This window comes from Clavibacter sp. B3I6, assembly GCF_030816895.1.
Taxonomy (GTDB): domain Bacteria; phylum Actinomycetota; class Actinomycetes; order Actinomycetales; family Microbacteriaceae; genus Clavibacter.
In genome coordinates this window covers 1,320,082-1,337,955 of record NZ_JAUSYL010000001.1, presented here as the reverse complement: position 1 = coordinate 1,337,955, position 17,874 = coordinate 1,320,082, and the positions used below count along the sequence as shown (strand labels likewise).

14 protein-coding genes and 1 tRNA gene are annotated in these 17,874 nt (G+C 74.7%); 8 read left to right on the top strand and 7 right to left on the bottom strand.

Going from position 1 to position 17,874, the window contains the following annotated elements; all coding sequences use genetic code 11:
• Positions 1-2 precede the first annotated feature (2 nt).
• From QFZ62_RS06235 to QFZ62_RS06215, 5 genes are all read left to right on the top strand, one after another.
• Complete coding sequence (locus QFZ62_RS06235) at positions 3-926, top strand: carbohydrate ABC transporter permease (protein ID WP_373425971.1); 924 nt, start codon at positions 3-5, stop codon at positions 924-926.
• Positions 927-1,020: 94 nt separating this feature from the next.
• Positions 1,021-3,063 (top strand): beta-galactosidase, encoded by a 2,043-nt coding sequence (locus QFZ62_RS06230; RefSeq protein WP_307503099.1) that lies wholly within the window; start codon positions 1,021-1,023, stop codon positions 3,061-3,063.
• Positions 3,060-5,381 carry an alpha-xylosidase gene (gene yicI / locus QFZ62_RS06225; protein ID WP_307503096.1) on the top strand — a complete coding sequence of 774 codons (2,322 nt, stop codon included), beginning with the start codon at positions 3,060-3,062 and terminating at the stop codon, positions 5,379-5,381. Before QFZ62_RS06230 ends, yicI begins: the two co-directional genes overlap by 4 nt.
• Complete coding sequence (locus QFZ62_RS06220; protein WP_307503094.1) at positions 5,374-6,861, top strand: GH1 family beta-glucosidase; 1,488 nt, start codon at positions 5,374-5,376, stop codon at positions 6,859-6,861. The genes yicI and QFZ62_RS06220 overlap by 8 nt, the downstream gene beginning before the upstream one ends.
• 195 nt (positions 6,862-7,056) lie before the next feature.
• Positions 7,057-7,425 (top strand): GNAT family N-acetyltransferase, encoded by a 369-nt coding sequence (locus tag QFZ62_RS06215; protein ID WP_373425943.1) that lies wholly within the window; start codon positions 7,057-7,059, stop codon positions 7,423-7,425.
• 40 nt (positions 7,426-7,465) lie between these two features.
• Here the strand turns inward: QFZ62_RS06215 and QFZ62_RS06210 are convergent, their stop codons facing one another.
• From QFZ62_RS06210 to QFZ62_RS06200, 3 genes are all read right to left on the bottom strand, one after another.
• Positions 7,466-7,903, bottom strand: coding sequence for a MarR family winged helix-turn-helix transcriptional regulator (locus QFZ62_RS06210; protein WP_307503091.1), 438 nt, complete (start codon positions 7,901-7,903; stop codon positions 7,466-7,468).
• A gap of 124 nt (positions 7,904-8,027) precedes the next feature.
• Positions 8,028-8,375, bottom strand: a complete 348-nt coding sequence (locus QFZ62_RS06205; RefSeq protein ID WP_307503085.1) for a hypothetical protein — start codon at positions 8,373-8,375, stop codon at positions 8,028-8,030.
• Positions 8,376-8,503: 128 nt separating this feature from the next.
• Positions 8,504-9,460: a LysR substrate-binding domain-containing protein gene (locus QFZ62_RS06200; RefSeq protein ID WP_307503082.1), complete on the bottom strand. Its 957-nt coding sequence runs from the start codon at positions 9,458-9,460 to the stop codon at positions 8,504-8,506.
• Between the two features lie 81 nt (positions 9,461-9,541).
• On the opposite strand from QFZ62_RS06200, the gene QFZ62_RS06195 reads away from it, so the two are divergent.
• From QFZ62_RS06195 to QFZ62_RS06185, 3 genes are all read left to right on the top strand, one after another.
• Positions 9,542-10,609, top strand: coding sequence for an aminotransferase class V-fold PLP-dependent enzyme (locus QFZ62_RS06195; RefSeq protein WP_307503079.1), 1,068 nt, complete (start codon positions 9,542-9,544; stop codon positions 10,607-10,609).
• A gap of 126 nt (positions 10,610-10,735) precedes the next feature.
• Entirely contained in the window at positions 10,736-11,971 is a 1,236-nt protein-coding gene (locus QFZ62_RS06190) for a multidrug effflux MFS transporter (RefSeq protein WP_307503076.1), read from the top strand.
• Positions 11,972-12,011: 40 nt separating this feature from the next.
• Positions 12,012-13,103: a heparan-alpha-glucosaminide N-acetyltransferase domain-containing protein gene (locus tag QFZ62_RS06185; RefSeq protein WP_307503073.1), complete on the top strand. Its 1,092-nt coding sequence runs from the start codon at positions 12,012-12,014 to the stop codon at positions 13,101-13,103.
• On the opposite strand, the gene QFZ62_RS06180 is transcribed toward QFZ62_RS06185, so the two are convergent.
• From QFZ62_RS06180 to QFZ62_RS06165, 4 genes are all read right to left on the bottom strand, one after another.
• A complete protein-coding gene (locus QFZ62_RS06180; protein WP_307503070.1) occupies positions 13,100-14,011 on the bottom strand; it encodes an aminoglycoside phosphotransferase family protein in 912 nt (303 codons plus the stop codon). The genes QFZ62_RS06185 and QFZ62_RS06180 overlap by 4 nt on opposite strands.
• Complete coding sequence (locus QFZ62_RS06175) at positions 14,011-14,673, bottom strand: hypothetical protein (RefSeq protein ID WP_307503068.1); 663 nt, start codon at positions 14,671-14,673, stop codon at positions 14,011-14,013. The genes QFZ62_RS06180 and QFZ62_RS06175 overlap by 1 nt, the downstream gene beginning before the upstream one ends.
• A 204-nt stretch (positions 14,674-14,877) precedes the next feature.
• A tRNA-Ser gene (locus tag QFZ62_RS06170) sits at positions 14,878-14,965 on the bottom strand.
• Positions 14,966-15,011: 46 nt separating this feature from the next.
• On the bottom strand, positions 15,012-17,795 hold the full coding sequence (locus QFZ62_RS06165; RefSeq protein ID WP_307503065.1) for a LuxR C-terminal-related transcriptional regulator: 2,784 nt from the start codon (positions 17,793-17,795) through the stop codon (positions 15,012-15,014).
• Positions 17,796-17,874: the final 79 nt, after the last annotated feature.

Below are 17,874 nucleotides of genomic sequence, written 5' to 3'. Positions count from 1 at the left end.
CCGTGACGGCCGAGCGCCGCGCCGAGCTCGACGCCGACCGGCGGAAGCCGACGCGCGGTGGGTCGACGACCAGCCGCCGGAAGCCCCCCAAGGGCTCGCTCGCCGGACGGGTCATCCCGACGACGGTGCTCCTCATCGGCGCGCTCTACTGCCTCATCCCCGTGGCGTGGGTGTTCAGCGCGACCACGAAGGGGCGGAGCGAGCTCTTCACGACCTTCTCGTTCGCCCCCGGCACCGGCCTCGTCGACAACCTGCGCGACCTGTTCTCCTACGGGGGCGGCCAGTACGGGATGTGGGCGCTCAACTCGCTCCTGTACGCGGGCCTCGGCGGCGTGCTCTCGACCGTGGTCTCGGCCATGTGCGGGTACGCGCTGGCGAAGTACGAGTTCCGCGGCCGGAGCCTCATCTTCTACTCGATCCTCGGCGGCGTGCTCATCCCGGGCATCACGCTGGCGATCCCGCAGTACCTGCTGCTGTCGCAGCTGGGGCTCGCGGGCGGGTACGTCTCCGTGCTGCTGCCGCTCATCATCAGCCCGTTCGGCATCTACCTGTCGCGCGTCTACGCGGCGTCGGCGGTGCCGCAGGACACGCTCGAGGCCGCGCGGCTCGACGGCGCGGGGGAGTGGCGGATCTTCCGCCTCATCGCGATCCCGATGATGCTGCCGGGCATGGTGACGGTCTTCATGCTGCAGTTCGTGGGCATCTGGAACAACTTCCTGCTGCCGTTCGTGATGCTCAGCGACCAGGGCAGCTACCCGCTGACCGTGGGGCTGTACACGCTGCTGTCGAAGGGCTCGGGCACGCCCGCGCTGTACTCGCTCGCGATCGCGGGCGCGGCGGTGTCGATCATCCCCCTCGTGCTGCTGATGCTGTTCCTGCAGCGCTTCTGGCGGCTCGACCTGCTGTCCGGCGGGCTCAAGGGCTGACCCGGCCGCATCCCGGGGGCGGCGGATCCGTCCGCCGCCCCCGCCCCCATCCCATCCGGGCCGCTCGCGGCCCCCACGCCCCGAAGGCGACGACATGACACGCATCCGCTCCCGCTCCTCCGACCTCCCCGCGGGCACGACCTTCCCGCCCATCGCCGACGGCTTCGCCCTCGGCGGCGACTACAGCCCCGAGCAGTGGCCCGAGGAGGTGTGGGTCGAGGACGTCGAGCTGATGCGCCGGGCCGGCGTCAACTCGGTGAACCTCGGCGTCTTCTCGTGGGGGCTCATCGAGGTGGCCGACGGCGAGTTCGACTTCGGCTGGCTCGACCGGATCATGGACCTGCTGCACGCGGGCGGGATCGGCGTGAACCTCGCCACCCCCACCGCCGCGCCGCCCATCTGGCTGATGCGGGCGCACCCGGAGATCGCGTGCGTGACCGACACCGGCGTCCGCCTCGCGCAGGGGGGCCGGCTCGCGTGGTCGCCCGCCTCGGCGGTGTTCCGCCGCTACGCGCTGCGGCTCGTCGAGCGCATTGCCGAGCGGTACGGGGAGCACCCGGCGCTCCGCATGTGGCACATCAGCAACGAGCTCGGCAACGAGAACGCGCACGACCACGGCGACGAGACCGCCGCCGCCTTCCAGGACTGGCTGCGGGCGCGCTTCGCGACGATCGAGGACCTCGTCGAGGCGTGGGGCACGGCCTTCTGGGGGCACCGCTACACGTCCTTCGACCAGGTGCTCCCGCCGCGCTTCTCCGGCACGAGCCACAACCCGGGCCTGCAGCTCGCGTTCGAGCAGTACACGTCGGACGCGCTGCTCGGCCACCACCTCGCCGAGCGGGAGGTGCTCCGCCGGATCACGCCCGGGATCCCCGTGACCACCAACTTCATGGTGCAGAACCACCCCGGCCTCGCCGACTACCGGCGCTGGGCCGAGGAGGTCGACCTCGTCTCGAACGACCACTACACGATCGCCGCCGACCCCGAGCGGCACGGCGAGCTGTCGTTCAGCGCGGACCGCGTGCGCGGCATGGCGCACGGCGACCCGTGGCTCCTCATCGAGCACAGCACCTCGGCCGTCAACTGGCAGCCGCGCAACCGCGCCAAGTCGCCGGGGGAGCTCGCCCGGAACAGCCTCGCCCACATCGCGCGCGGGGCCGAGGGCGCGCTGTTCTTCCAGTGGCGCCAGTCGACCGGCGGGAGCGAGCAGTTCCACTCGGCGGTCGTGCCGCACGCCGGATCCGACAGCCGCGTCTACCGGGAGGTGGAGGCGCTCGGCGCGCTGCTCCGGCGCATCCGCGAGGTGGCGGGCAGCCGCGTCGAGCGGGCGCGCGTCGCGATCCTCATGGACCACACCGCCTGGACGGCGCTCCGCTGCGGCCCGAAGCCGAGCGTCGACGTCACCGCCCTCGACGCGCCCCTCACGCTGCACCGCGAGCTCACGGCCCGCGGGATCGCCGTCGACGTCCTCCACCCGGACGACGACCTCGACGGCTACGCGGTCGCGCTCGCGCCGACCCTGTTCTCGCTCACGCCCGAGGCGGCCGCGTCGCTCACCGCGTTCGTGGAGGGCGGCGGGCACCTCGCCGTCACCTACCTCTCCGGCATGGTCGACCGGCACAACCGCGTCGTCGACGGCGGCTACCCGGCGCTCCTCCGCGACCTCCTCGGGGTGCGCGTCGAGGAGCTCGCGCCGCTGCTGCAGGACGAGGAGGTGCTGCTGGATCCGCCCGGCCGCGTGCGCATCTGGACGGAGCGCCTCCGCGCCGACGACGCGGAGGTCGTCGCGACCTACGCGTCGGGCGACCTCGCCGGGCTCCCCGCCGTGACCCGCGCCCGGCGCGGCGCCGGCACCGCGACCTACGTCTCCACCCACCTCGACCGCGAGCGCGCGGGCCGACTGGTCGACGACCTCGTCAGCCGTGCCGGCGTCACCCCCGTCGCCCAGGGCGCGGCCGGGCTCGAGCTGGTGCGGCGCGTCGGCGACGACGCCTCCTGGCTGTTCGCGATCAACCACACCGACCGCGACCTGCGGCTCGACGTCGACGGGCTCGACCTCGTCACGGGCGAGCGGCACGCGGCCGGCACCACCGTGGCGGCGGGCGCCGTCGCCGTCATCCGAGAGGACGCACGATGAGGTTCACCGACGGCTTCTGGCAGGTCCGGCCGGGCGTCGACGCGCAGTACGCCCAGGAGGCGTACGACGTCGAGGCCGACGGCGACACGCTGCGGGCGTACGCGCCGACCAAGCGGATCGCCACCCGCGGGGACACCCTCAACCGCCCGATGCTCTCCGTGGCGCTGTCGTCGCCGCTCGAGGGCGTGGTGCGCGTGCGGATCGAGCACCACCGGGGCGGCACGCCGTCCCCGGGGTTCGACCTCGTCGGCGCCGTCGAGGGCCAGGGCGTCGCGCACGCGGACGAGACCGGCGGCACCCTCACGACCGGCGGCCTCACCGCGCGCATCACGAAGGGCGCGCCCTGGGACCTGACCTTCGAGTCGGGCGGCCGCGTCCTCACCTCGAGCGGCCACAAGTCGGTGGGGTACATCACCCTGGCCGACGGCGCTCCGGTGGCCGCGGAGCCCGCGGGCACCGCGGGCATCACCACCACGGGCCTCGCGCCCTCCCGCACCTACGTGCACGAGCAGCTCAGCCTCGGCGTCGGCGAGCTCGTCTACGGCCTCGGCGAGCGCTTCGGCCCGCTCGTCAAGAACGGGCAGACGGTCGACGTGTGGAACGCCGACGGCGGCACGTCGAGCGAGCAGTCGTACAAGAGCATCCCCTTCTACCTGACGAACCGCGGCTACGGCGTGCTCGTGAACCAGCCCGAGCACGTCTCGTTCGAGGTCGGCAGCGAGACGGTGGAGCGCGTCCAGTTCTCCACCGCGGGGGAGGCCATCGAGTACCTCGTGTTCGACGGCCCGACGCCCAAGGACGTGCTCGCCCGGTACACGGAGCTCACGGGCCGTCCCGCGCGCGTCCCCGCCTGGTCGTACGGCCTGTGGCTCTCCACCTCGTTCACGACGCAGTACGACGAGGAGACGGTCACGCGGTTCATCGAGGGCATGCGCGAGCGCGACCTGCCCATGTCGGTGTTCCACTTCGACTGCTTCTGGATGCGCGAGTTCACCTGGACCGACCTCGTCTGGGACGCCCGCGTGTTCCCCGACCCGGAGGGGATGCTGCGGCGCCTGCACGACCGCGGGCTCAAGGTGAGCGCGTGGATCAACCCCTACATCGCGCAGCGCTCGGTGCTGTTCGAGGAGGCCCGCGAGCTCGGGCACCTCGTGAAGCGGGCCGACGGCGGCGTGTGGCAGTGGGACCTCTGGCAGGCGGGCATGGCGCTCGTCGACTTCACGAGCCCGGCCGCGACCCGCTGGTTCCAGGACAAGCTCCGCGGGCTCCTCGACCAGGGCGTCGACGCGCTCAAGACCGACTTCGGCGAGCGGATCCCGCTCGACGTCGTCTGGGCCGACGGCACCGCGCCCGAGGCCATGCACAACTGGTACACGCAGCTCTACAACCAGGCCGTGTTCGAGGTGCTCGAGCAGCACCGCGGCGAGGGCGACGCCGTGCTGTTCGCCCGCAGCGCCACCACGGGCGGGCAGCGGATGCCCGTGCACTGGGGCGGCGACAACTCGTCGTCCTTCGAGTCGATGGCGGAGACGCTCCGCGGCGGCCTCTCGCTCGCGTTCAGCGGCTTCGGCTTCTGGAGCCACGACATCGGCGGCTTCGAGGGCACGCCCGACCCGGAGGTCTTCAAGCGCTGGGTGGCGTTCGGCATGATGAGCAGCCACTCGCGCCTGCACGGCTCCACCAGCTACCGGGTGCCGTGGGCGTTCGACGAGGAGGCCGTCGACGTCACGCGCCGCTTCTCGCGCCTGAAGCTCGGGCTCATGCCGTACCTCCACCAGGTCGGCATCGAGGCGCACGAGACGGGCATCCCGTTCATGCGGCCGATGCAGCTCGAGTTCCCCGACGACCCCGCGGTCCAGCACCTCGACCGGCAGTACATGCTCGGGGCGGACCTCCTCGTCGCGCCGGTGCTGAGCGCCGACGGACGGGTCGAGTACCTCCTGCCCGCGGGCACGTGGACGAACCTCCTCACGGGCGAGGTGCGCGCCGGCGGCGGCTGGCACCGCGAGGTCCACGACGTCATGAGCATGCCGATCTGGGTGCGCGCGGGCGCCGTGCTCGCCACCACCGAGCGCGTCGACCGGCCCGACCACGACCACCTCGACGGCCTGATCCTCACCGTCCACCCCGGCGGGACGGGCACGCGCACCACGACCGTCACCAGCCCCACCACCGGACGCAGGCTGGACGTGCGCGTCGTGCACGGCCAGGATGGCGTCGAGGTCACCGCCGATCCGGACGTGCCCCTGCGGGTGCGGCTGCACGGCGGCCCCCTCACCCCCCTCACCGACGGAAAGGTCACCCTCAGCCATGTCTGACGCACGCCCCGCACCCGCCGCCGACGACCGGGGCACGGGGCTCGCCTTCCCGCCCGGCTTCCTGTTCGGCTCCGCCACCGCCTCGTACCAGATCGAGGGCGCGGTCGACGAGGGCGGGCGCGGCGCCTCCATCTGGGACACCTTCAGCCGCACGCCCGGCAAGGTGCTCGGCGGCGACACCGGCGACGTCGCCGACGACCACTACCACCGGCTCGAGTCCGACCTCGACCTGATGCAGGAGCTCGGCCTCGAGGCGTACCGCTTCTCGATCGCGTGGCCGCGCATCCAGCCGACCGGTCGCGGACCCGCGAACGCCGAGGGGCTCGCCTTCTACGGGCGGCTCGTCGACGGCCTGGTGGCCCGGGGGATCACGCCGATCGCGACGCTGTACCACTGGGACCTGCCGCAGGCGCTCGAGGACGAGGGCGGCTGGACGAACCGCGAGACGGCGTACGCGTTCGCCGACTACGCCCGGATCATGGGCGAGGCGCTCGGCGACCGCATCGGCACCTGGACCACCCTCAACGAGCCGTGGTGCTCGGCCTACCTCGGCCACGCCGCCGGCGTGCACGCGCCTGGCCGCACCGACGCGGAGGAGTCCTTCCGGGCGGTGCACCACCTGAACCTCGCGCACGGCCTGGCGGTCGCCGCGCTCAAGGAGGTCGTCCCCGCGGACGCGCGCTTCTCCATCACGCTCAACCTGCACGTGATCCGCGGCGAGGGCGAGACGGGCCCCGAGGCCGTGCGCCGCGTCGACGGGGTGGGCAACCGCGTGTTCCTCGACCCGCTGCTGCACGGCACGTACCCGGCGGACGTCCTCGAGGACACCGCGGCGATCACCGACTGGTCGTTCGTGCTGCCCGGCGACACGGAGCTCATCCACCAGCCGCTCGACCTGCTCGGGGTCAACTACTACAACACCAGCCGCGTGCGGATGCGCGACGGCTCCTCCGCGGGCGGCGGCACCTCCATCCACGGCGACGTGGCCGCGACGCCCTTCCCGGGCACGGACGACGTCGACTTCCTGGAGCAGCCCGGCCCGTACACGGCGATGGGCTGGAACATCGAGCCCCAGGGCCTCGAGGACCTGCTCGTGTCGTTGCACGAGGAGTTCCCCGGCCTGCCGCTCATGGTGACCGAGAACGGCGCCGCCTTCGACGACGAGGTGACGGTCGGCGAGGACGGCGCGCGCGCCGTGCACGACCCCGAGCGGATCGACTACCTCACGCGGCACTTCGCGGCCGCGCACCGGGCGATCGAGCGCGGCGTCGACCTCCGCGGGTACCAGGTGTGGTCCCTGCTCGACAACTTCGAGTGGTCGTTCGGCTACTCGAAGCGGTTCGGGATCGTCCACGTCGACTACGAGACCCAGGAGCGCACGCCGAAGGACAGCGCGCTCTGGTACGCGCGGCTCATCGCCGACCGCGTCATCCCGGCTCCCGACGCCCGCCCCGAGCGCGACGTGCGCCCCGGGGCGTGAGCGGACCCCTCCCCGGCACGGACGAGCGCGCGGTCCTCGCCGACGGCGTCGTGATGCGGCCCGCGCGCATCACGGACGCGGCGGCGCTCGCGGCGGGCGTACCGCGCCAACCGTGAGCACCTCCGCCCGTTCGAGCCGGCGCGGACCGACGCGTTCTTCACAGCCGCCGGCCAGCGCGCGCAGCTCGCGGGGCGGGTGGCCGAGCGCGCGGCCGGATCCGGACTGCCGTACCTCGTCGTGGAGGGGGACCGGATCATCGGCCGCTGCGACCTCTTCGCGGTGAAGCGGGGCGCGGCACAGAGCGCGAGCCTCGGCTACTGGATCGACCGGGAGCGGCAGGGCGCGGGGCTCGCGACGGCGGCGGCGCAGCAGGCGGTCCGCATCGCCCGCGCCGCCGGGCTGCACCGGCTGGAGGCGTCGACGCTCGTGGGCAACGGCGGATCCGAGGCGGTGCTGACGCGGGCCGGGTTCACCGCGATCGGCGTCGCGCCCGCGTACCTCCGGATCGACGGCGCGTGGAGCGACCACACGCTGTGGCAGCGGGTCGTCGACGGCGCGCCCTGAGGCGTCCGACGACAGCGCCGACGGCGGCGCGTGGCGTGCGTCAGACGTCGAGCAGCAGGTCCGTCATGCTGCGCAGGCGCGCCTGCGCGCTCGAGTCCGTGCCGCTGCGGGTGACGACGTCGTCGCGCACCTGCTCGGCGACGCGCAGGAGGTCGGGCAGGATGTCCCGCCCGCGGTCGGTCAGCGCGATGAGCAGGCGACGCTCGTCGGCCTGGTCGCGCTGGCGCGTGACGTAGCCGAGGAGCTCGAGGCGCTTGAAGAGCGGGGACAGCGTGCCGGGGGTGAGCTGCACGGCGTCGCTCAGGTCGCCGGCGCGACGCGGGTCCTGCTCGTGCAGGGCGAGCATCACGAGGTACTGCGGGTGGGTCAGGTGGTAGGGCTTCAGCAACGGCCGGTAGAGCGAGATCACCGCTCGGGACGCCGCTGCCAGCAGCAGTCCCATGTCGCGGTCGAGCAGCGCTCCGTCGTGGTCCGTCATGTGTCCTCCCGGCTGCCTGCGGGACTCGTCCGCCGGCACCCTGATCCCCTCGGACGCTACTCCCGAGATGGAGGAGCGTCGCGACGCTCGGCCGCACGCACAGCGGGCACGGAGGGTCGGTCGATCACTCCGTGCCCGGCGGCATCCAGCCCTGTTCCATCTGGTGCCGGCGGACGGCGGCGACGGCGCTGTCCGCGTCCACCGGGACGGCGCTCCAGATGATGCCGGAGGCGTCGAGCCAGTCGAGCGCCACCATGGCGTCGGCCAGGTCCTCGACGAACATCGCGACCGTCGTGCCCTGGGAGCGGATGAGGTCGCCGTGGAGGCTCCAGCCGAAGTACGCGGCCAGGTACCTGGCCTGCTCGGAGCCGCTCCGCTGCAGGTGGCGGTTCAGGCGCTCCGTGGATCCGCCGGAGGCCTGGACCTCGTCCTGGAGCTCGTCCTGGAGCTCGTCGCCGTGCTGGTCGGACATGCGTCCTCGTCCTTCTGCGTCCGGGGGGCCGCCGGCGGGCACCGGAGGCATACCCATCAGACACTACGGATCTCGACCGACAATCCGCCAGGAGCGCGTGCCGCGACACGCCGCCGGGCGCCCGTGCGTCAGGCCCGGCGGAGCTCCCAGTCGCCCACCCGCAGCCGTCCGAGCGCCGTGACCGCGGCGTGCACGGCGGCCGATGCGGACCCGCCGGGCGCGGTCACCACGTGGACGACGCGCTCGCCGACCCCGGCGATCCGACGCCGGACGACGCCGCGGGGGAGGGGCGCGGTCGCGAGCGCGAGCGACGGGAGCAGCGCCACCCCGAGGCCCGCCTGCACCATGCCGACGGCCGCCGCCGCGTTGTCCGTCTCGAACGACGTCGCCGGCGCGAAGCCGCTGCGCGCGCACGCGCTGACGAGGTGGCGGCGGCACCGGACGCAGCCCGCGATCCAGCGGTCGTCCGCGAGGTCGCGGAGCGCGAGCGGGCCGCGGTGCCGGAGCGCCCGGGCCTCGGGGAGGACCGCCCAGAGCGTCTCCCGCCACAGGGGCCGCACGTCGAGCCCGTCGAGGGCGCGGGCGGCGGGATCGTCGGGGTCGTCCGGGTAGGCGAAGGTGACGGACACGTCGGCCTCGCGCGCGCGCACCGCGGCGACGGCCTCGGGCGGCTCGGCCTCGAGGTACCCGAACGCGAGGCCCGGATGCGAGGCCGCGAGCCCGCCGAGCAGCCGCGGCACGACGGTGGACGACGCGGACGGGAAGGCGGCGAGCCGCACGGTCCCCGCGCGGAGGCCGCGCAGGTCGTCGAGCTCGTCGGCGGCGGCGTCGATGGCGTGGACCACGGTCTCCGCATGCCGCGCGAGCACCCGGCCGGCCTCCGTGAGCACGACGCCGCGACCCGCGCGCGCCGTCACGGGCACCCCGATCCGGGCCTCGAGCCGCCGCAGCGTCTGCGACAGCGCGGGCTGGCTGACGCCGAGGGACGCCGCGGCCGCGGTGATCGAGCCGCGCACGGACAGCGCGTGCACCGCCGCGAGCGACGCCGAGTCGAGGTCGCGGGCCGTGCCCGGTGCATCCGTCATGCGCGGAGCATAACGCGCGCTTATGCATCGCATGCCGGGCCGGGGGTTGCTCCGCCCTCCCGCGGTCGTCACGCTGGACGCATGACCGCGACACCCGACCTCGCCCCGCTCCCCGCGGACCTCCGCGACCTCTTCGAGGCCGGGCCCGGGTACCTCTCGGCCTGCACGATGGGGCTGCCCACGCGCGAGACGGTGGAGCGCCTGCGCGCCGACCTCACGACCTGGTCGGCCGGCGGATCCACCGCGCACGGCTACGGCGGCGTCGTCGAGGGGGTGCGGGCGTCGTACGCGTCGCTCGTGGGCGTCCCCGTCGGATCCGTCGCCGTCGGCTCGCAGACCGCCTCCTTCGTGAGCGTGCTCGCCGCCGCCGTCCCCGCGGGCGCGGAGGTGCTGTGCGTGACCGGCGACTTCAGCTCGCTCACCTACCCGTTCGTCGTCGCGGAGGCGCGCGGGGTCGTCGTGCGCCACGTTCCCCTCGAGGAGCTGGCGGCCGAGATCGGCCCGCGCACGCACCTCGTGGCCTTCTCCCTCGTGCAGTCGGCCTCCGGCCGGGTCGCGGACGTGGCCGCCATCCGCGAGGCCGCCCGGATCCACGACGCCTTCACCCTGTGCGACACCACCCAGGCGGCCGGGGCGATGCCGATCGACGCGGGCCTCTTCGACGCCACCGCCTGCCACGCCTACAAGTGGCTCTGCGCGCCCCGGGGCGCGGCGTTCCTCACGCTGTCGGACCGCTACCGCGCGACGCTCGTGCCCGTGCAGGCCAACTGGTACGCGGGCGCCGACGTGTGGGCGTCCTGCTACGGACCCGCGATGGTGCTCGCCGAGGACGCGCGCGCGTTCGACGTGTCGCCCGCCTTCGGCGCCTGGGTGGGCGCCGCCCCGGCGATCGCCCTCTTCGCGCGGCTCGACCTCGAGGCCGTGCACCGCCGGAACGCCGGGCTCGGCGACCTCGTGAGCGCCGGCCTCGGGATCGAGCAGCGCGGCCAGGCGATCGTGACGTGGCCGGACGCGGACGGGACGGACCTGGCGCGCCTGGGAGCCGCCGGGATCGTCGCGTCCGGACGGGCGGGTCGCGCGCGGATCGCGTTCCACGTGTGGAACGACGAGGACGACGTGGAGCGCGTGGTGACGGCCCTCCGCGGCTGAGGAACGAAATTCTTCCACCTGGGAATAAGCCGGGGATGCGTCCGTTGGACCTCCAGGCAGGTCGTGCCTGCCCCGCCCTCCGCCCTCGGCGCGCCCGCGCGCCACGCCCCATCGAAGGAACGCCCCGTGTCGTCTGCCGTCGTCCATCCCGGAGACGCCCTCTCCCGCCGTGAGCGCATCGTCTACATCATCGTGCTGGGCGCCCTCGTCGGCCTCGGGCCCTTCACGATCGACCTCTACCTGCCGGCCTTCCCGGTCCTCAAGGACGAGTTCGGCGTCTCGGACGCGGCGATCCAGCTCACGCTCACGGGCACGACCATCGGCTTCGCGCTCGGCCAGCTCGTGGTCGGCCCGTGGAGCGACCGCGTCGGCCGCCGCCTGCCGCTCATCGTCGCGTCCGTCGGCCACATCCTCGCGTCGCTCGGCGCCGCGCTCTCCACCGACGTCACGATGCTGCTCGTCTTCCGCGTGCTCCAGGGCGCGGGCGCCGCGGCCGGCGCGGTCGTCGCGATGGCGATGGTGCGCGACCTCTTCGGCGGCCGCCCCCTCGTGCGGATGCTGTCGCGGCTCGCGCTCGTCACGGGGCTCGCGCCGATCCTCGCGCCGGTCATCGGCTCGCAGCTGCTGCGCATCGTCGACTGGCGCGGCGTCTTCTACGCGCTCGCCGCCTACGGCATCGCCGTCGTCGTCGCCGTCGTGTTCCTCATCGTGGAGACGCTGCCCCGCGAGGACCTCGTGGTCGAGGAGAAGGGCGCGCTGCTCCGGCGCTACCGCAACGTGCTCCGGGACCGCGTGTTCGTGGGCGTCGCCATCATCGGCGGCATGCAGTTTGCGGGCCTCTTCTCCTACCTCTCGAGCTCGTCGTTCCTGTTCCAGGACGTGTACGGGTTCGACGCGCAGCAGTTCGGCATCCTCTTCGGCGTGAACTCGCTCGGCATCGTGATCGGCAACCAGGTCGCGGCGCGCATGACCCGGCTCGTGGGGCCGCAGTGGATCCTCGCCGGCGTCGTGGTGGTGCAGTTCGTCTCCTCCGCCCTGATCGTGCTGCTCGGCACGTTCACGGACGCGGGGCTCCTCGGCACGCTCATCCCGCTGTTCTTCTTCATCCTCGCCTGCGGCTTCGGCTTCCCCTGCGTGCAGGTGCTCGGGCTCGTGAACCACGGCCACGAGGCGGGCACGGCGGCCTCGCTGCTGGGCGCCGTGAACTTCGGCCTGGCCGGGGCGATCTCGCCCATCGTGGGCGTCCTCGGCATCACGTCGGGCGTGCCGATGGCCTCCGTCATGGGCGCCTGCGCCGTCGTCTCCATCCTCTCCATGTGGCTCATCGTGCAGCCGCGGACGGTGCCGGCGCTCACCAACTGACGCTCCGGGACCCGCGGGGACGGCTGGGTAGGGTGAGGCCATGCGCCCCGCCCCCGCCCCGAGCCGCCTCCGGGGGATCGACGCGGCGCGCGGTCTCGCGGTCCTCGGGATGATGGCCGCGCACGTCGCCGTCCCGCGGACCCTCGAGCTCGAGGACCCGGCGTCGTGGCTCGCGATCACGGACGGCCGCTCCTCCATCCTCTTCGCGACGCTCGCGGGGGTGTCCATCGCCCTGATGTCCGGGCGCGAGCGGCCGGTCGACGGGAGCGACCTCGTGCGCGTGCGGCTCAGGATCCTCGTGCGCGCCTCCTGCCTCTTCCTCCTCGGCGGGCTGCTGGCGGCCCTGCAGACGTACGTCGCGGTGATCCTCGAGGTCTACGCGGTGCTGTTCGTCGCCGTGCTGCCGCTGCTGCGCTGGCGGGCGTCCCGGCTGCTCGCGCTCGCCGCGGTCGCCGCCGTCGGGCTGCCCGTCGCGACGACCGCCCTCGCGATCCACTTCGACGGCGCGGCCATGCGCCCGGACCCGTTCGTCGTGCTCGTGGTCACGGGCCACTACCCGGCGCTCACCTGGGTGGCCTTCGCGATCGCCGGGCTCGGGATCGGCCGCCTCGCACTGGGGTCGGCGCGCGTCCAGCTGCTCCTCGTGACCGTCGGCGCGGGCCTCGCCGTGCTCGCGTACGGCGGCTCGGCCCTCCTCGAGGGCGCGGTCGCCGCGCCGCCGCCCGGGTGGGAGTTCATCCTCTCGACGACGCCGCACGAGGGGTCGCCGTTCGAGGTCGTCGGATCCGGCGGGTTCGCGATCGCCGTGATCGGCCTGTGCCTCCGGCTCGCGGCGCTCCTGCCCTCGGTCCTCGTGCCCCTCGAGGCGGTGGGGACGCTCGCGCTCACCGTGTACGCGACGCACATCGTGCTCATCGACCTGATCGCGCCGGAGGGCGACCTCATCGCGGACGACGGGGCGTACCTGGCGTTCGCGGTCGTGACGGTCGTGCTCTGCCTGCTCTGGACGCGGATCCTCGGGCGCGGTCCGCTCGAGCGCGCACTCGGCGCCGTCGCGGGACGCGCGGCCGACCTCGCGCCTCGCGGCTCGGGGAGCGGCTCCCGGGATCCCGAGCGCGCGATCGCGGGCTAGGTCCGACCGCCGCCGCCGCTGCCGCCGCCGGCCGTGCTCCGGGCGTCGCGGGCGGCCGCCCCGATCCGGCCCATCGCCGCGACCCGCTCACGCCGCGCAGGATCCCCGACGTCCCACGCCGCCGAGAGCGCGCACCAGGCCTCGGCCCAGGCGAGCACGGCGTCGACGTCCGTCCTCGTCTCCTCGGCGACCACGCGGGCGCGGCGGGCCAGGCGCCCGGGCCGGAGCGCGATCCCCGGGCTCGGGTTGCAGAGGACGTTCGCGGTGTCGAACCCGGGGTCGCCCACGAGCGCCTTCGGGTCGATCGCGCGCCAGCCGCCGTCGTCCCGGTCCGCCCGCCGGTCGTCGGGGGCGCCCGCGAAGCGGAGGACGTTGCCGTGGTGGACGTCGCCGTGCAGCACCACGCGGGGGCCCGGGCGGGCGAGCAGCTCGCGGGCCACGGCCGCGCTGCGCGCGAGGGAGCGGGGGAGCGGTCGCGCGGGCTCGAGGAGCCCGCGGAACCACGCGTCGAGGGGCACGGCGTCGGCGACCGCCCGCGGATCCAGCGGGACGCGGTGGAGGCGCAGGGCCGTGCGGGCCAGGATCCGCGTGGCGGCGTCGTCGCGCGCATCCGCGTCCGGGCCGTCGGCCGAGGCCTCCCGCAAGAGGATCCCCGGGTCGTCGGCCCGCGCCATGAGGATCGCGCCGTCGGGGTCGGAGGCGACCACGGGCGCGGCGCCGCGCCCGGCCCAGGCCGCCATCAGCCGGCCCCCGCGCCGCTCCTCCTCCACGAGCGGGACCTTGAGCATCAGCCGCGCGCCGTCGCGCCGCACGGGCGCCAGCACGCTGCTGGCCGTCGCGAGCGGCGGCCCGTCGGGGTCCAGGTCCCACCGCGCGAGGAGCGGAGCGAGCCGGGCGGCGGGATCCATCAGAGCCGGACGGCCAGCGGCACGCCCGTGAGGACCATGATCCCCACCACCGCGCCGACCGCACCGACCCCGAGGAGCACGAGCACCGCGGCGAGCGACGTGAGCGACCGCTCGTACCAGGGCAGGATCCCGCGGCGGGTCGCGCGGAGCTCCGCCATCGTCAGGACCGTGGTCTGCTCGGTGAGGGGGACGTCGAGGTCGGCCGCCAGGGACCGCATGGTCCCCAGGTCGTAGACGTGCCCGCTGAGGCGGAGGAGCAGCCGGCCCTCGGCGTCGAGGACGAACAGGCGCGGCTGCGTGTCGAGCGTGAGGCCCTGGTACACCTGCACCACGAGGAGGTCGTGCACGGCGCTGCGGCGGACGTGCGTCCGCCGCCCCAGGAACCGGGACTCCACGTCGCCCGTCGCGTTCGAGATGCGCACGTAGGAGGTGGCGTAGAGGGCGGCGAGCAGGCCGCCGAGCAGGACCACGACGCCGACGCCGAGGATCACGGCCGCCGCGTTCCCGGTGGGGACGGCGAGCACGAGGAGGGCGGCGCCGAGGGGCGCGACGAGCGCGAGGGCCGCGAGGGCGAGCTGCCGCAGGAGGGCGGGGCGGGCGCGGATGATCGTGCTCCCGCTCGCGCGCCCGTCGTCGCCGGGCGCATCGCCGTCGTGGTGCACGTCGCCTCCGGTCGTCGTCCCCTCCGCTGCCCGCGTCGCGCGGCGTGCGGTGCCGCGGGTGCGTGCGGGAGGACCGGTCCAGCCTAGGCGCGCCGCGCACCCCCGGGCAGGGGCGCTATGGGGGACACCTGCCCGGCGGCCGGGGTACACGCGGGGACGAGGAGAGCCCCGCCGGACCGGGGTCCGTCGGGGCTCTCGTGTGTCTGGCGGAGGATAGGGGATTCGAACCCCTGAGGGCTTTCACCCAACACGCTTTCCAAGCGTGCGCCATAGGCCACTAGGCGAATCCTCCAGGACGCGTGCCGCAGGCGTCAGGAACGCGGCGGCACCCGTCGATACTACCTGCCCGCGAGCAGGCTCGATGCACCCGGGGTGTCGAGGAGCCCCGCGAGGGCCCGACGGGAGGGTGCGCCGAGCTTCGCGCGCGCCTGGTAGAGGTGCGACTCCACCGTGCGGACGGACAGGAATAGGCGCCCGGCGATCTCCCGGTTGCTCAGCCCCTGGGCCGCCAGCACGCCGATCTCGAGCTCCCGGCGCGTCAGCGAGCTCACGTCGAGCGCGGGCGCCACCGGGATCACGGCCGGGGTCGGCGCCGCCGACGTGCCCCGGTCGATGCGGGCCTGGATCCTGGCGAGGGCCGCCCGCGCGTGCGCCAGGGCGCCCGTGGACTCGTCGCCGGCCCGCATCCGCACGAGGTCCTCCCATGCGGTGCGGGCCTGCTGGTGCAGCCCGGCCTCCTCGAGGGTGCGCGCGCCCTGCTCCACGAGGCAGGGATCGTCCGTGCGGGACCCCTCCACGACCTCGGCCATCCCGTGCAGCGCGGGGACGTCCGTCCGCTCGCGCACGAGGCGGGCGACGTCGACGAGGCGCGGGTCCGTGGACCCGAGCATCCACGCCCGGAACAGCGCGCCGGCCCGGAGGGCGTAGGCGTCGCCGCTCAGGTCGCCGAGGTCGAGGAGGAGGGTCGCGGCCTCGTCCGGGCGCCCGCGGGCCACGAGGATCTCGACCCGCACGCCCTCGGCGAGCATGCGCTGGTAGGGGTAGCGGGGGTCGGCGCGCTGCACGATGCCGGCGGCGATGCGCTCGGCCTCGTCGGCGCGGCCGCGGAGCGCGAGCACGCGGGCGCGCTGCATGCGGATCCAGAGCCGCCAGGTGCCGATGTCCGGGCCGATGAGGCGGTCGTCGGCGAGGGTGAGCTCCGCCTCGGCCCGGTCGAGCCGGCCGAGGTCGAGGGCGACGCCGCCGGTGATGGCGCCGAGGACCGGGATGAACCACTGCGCGTCCTGCGCGACCGCCGACTCCACCCAGGCGTCGAGCTCGCGCTCGAGGTCGGGCAGGTCGAGGCGGCAGAGGCGCCGGCTGAAGGCGCTCGCCGACAGCATCTCCAGCCGGGCCTCCTCGAGGAGGATGTCGTCGTAGGTGCCGAGACGGTCGACGCGCCCGCTGACCATGCCGAGGCCCGCGTCGACGGCGTCGCCGAGCTCGGCGCCGCGGCCGAGGTGGCCGAGCGCGAGGACGACCGCGCGCTGGGCCCGCAGGCGCACCACGCAGCTCGTCGCGAGGGCGGCGGCGTCCCGGGCGGACGCGAGTGCGGCCTCCCACTCCATCGACCCGAGCGACATGCTGGCGCCGACGACTCCCGCCTGCGCGCGCACGTCGGGGTCGGATCCGCCCAGGGCGGCCTCGAGCAGCCGGCCGACGCGGCCGGTCCCGGGCAGGGCGGCGTGCGTCGACAGGACGCGCCAGTGCAGCGTCTCCACGCTCTCGGCCGGCGTGAGCTCCGCGGGGTCCAGCGCGTCGAGCAGCTCCATCGCGCGGGTCGGGTTCCCCAGGACGGTGAGCGAACGCGCGCGTTCGCAGGCCGCGTAGGCCGCGGATCCGCCGTCGCCCGCGATCTCCGCGAACGCCAGCGCGTCGTGCGTCATGCCGACGTCGTTGGCGAGGCGCGCGGCCACCAGGTGCACGGCCGCGAGCGTGCCCGCGCCGAAGCGCTCCACGGCCTCGCGGCGCTCCTGGTCCGTGAGCGTGCGCGCGATGAGCAGGCTCTCCTTCGGGCTGAGCGGCACGCCGAGCGCGGCCTCCTGGAGGAGCGCGCGGACGACGCGGCGGGTGAGGGCGTCCACGGCGTCCGGGTCCGTGCGCGCGAGCGCCGCCTCGGCCTCGAGGAGGTCGGCGCGGAGGATCATGTCGCCCTGTGCCTGCGCGCGCGCGAGCCCGCGGGCGCCGAGCACGCGCAGGATCGTCTCGCCGAACAGGCGGGCGGCCCGCTGGTACGGCACGCCGTCGAGGCGCGCCAGGAGGATCAGCGTGCTCCGCTCGTCGTCCCCGAGCACGGAGACGCGCGAGGACACGAGGTCGAGGATCCGGGCGCGCGGTGCATGCGGGCTGGGGAACGCGTACCCGGTCGCCGTGCGCGCGGTCCCGCCCGACTCGAGCGCCTCGAAGGCGAGCTCGCGGACGAGGAACGGCCGACCGGCGCTGCGTCGCTGGATGTGCACGCGCGTCGCCTGGTCGAGCGCCACGGATCCGGCGAGGGAGTCGATCATGGCGTCGACCTCGGACGGGTCGAGCGGCGCGAGGTCGAGCCGCTCCGCGTACCCGTTCCGCCAGAGGCCGAGGATCTCGTGCGACGCCTGGGCCGTGCGGGACGCACCTCCGCCGTCGGCCTCCCGGGCCCGGACGAGGCGGGCGTCGCGATCGGCGTCGTCGACGGTCACGAGCAGCGTGCAGCGCTCGCCCGCGCGCGCGTCGAGGAGCGCGGCGCGCAGCTCGGCCGGCATGAGGTGGGCGTCGTCGATGACCACGACGGGCCGCGATCCGGGGAGCGGGCGGGGCAGGCGCATCCCCGGCGCGTGGTCGATGACGCGGCGGAGCACGTCCGCGAGGTCGGGGGTGGACGCGTGCGCCCGGATCACGGTGAGGCCGCCGCGGGTCAGCGCGTCCGCGACGCGCCCGGCCACGTGGCTCCGGCCGGATCCGACGCTGCCCGTGACGACGGCGCTCGTGCCCTGCGCGAGCCAGCGCTCCAGCGTCTCCAGGTCGCGCGCGCGGCTGCCGCGTCCCGGAGCGGTGCTCGGGGAGCGCATGCTCGCCCGACTGTGGTCGCGCGTCATCTGCTTCATGGTGACCCCCGTCGCGGAAAGCGGTGAGCCGTGCTGCATCCCCCGAGGCGGCACGGACCGTGTTCCGTCCATCTTGCGC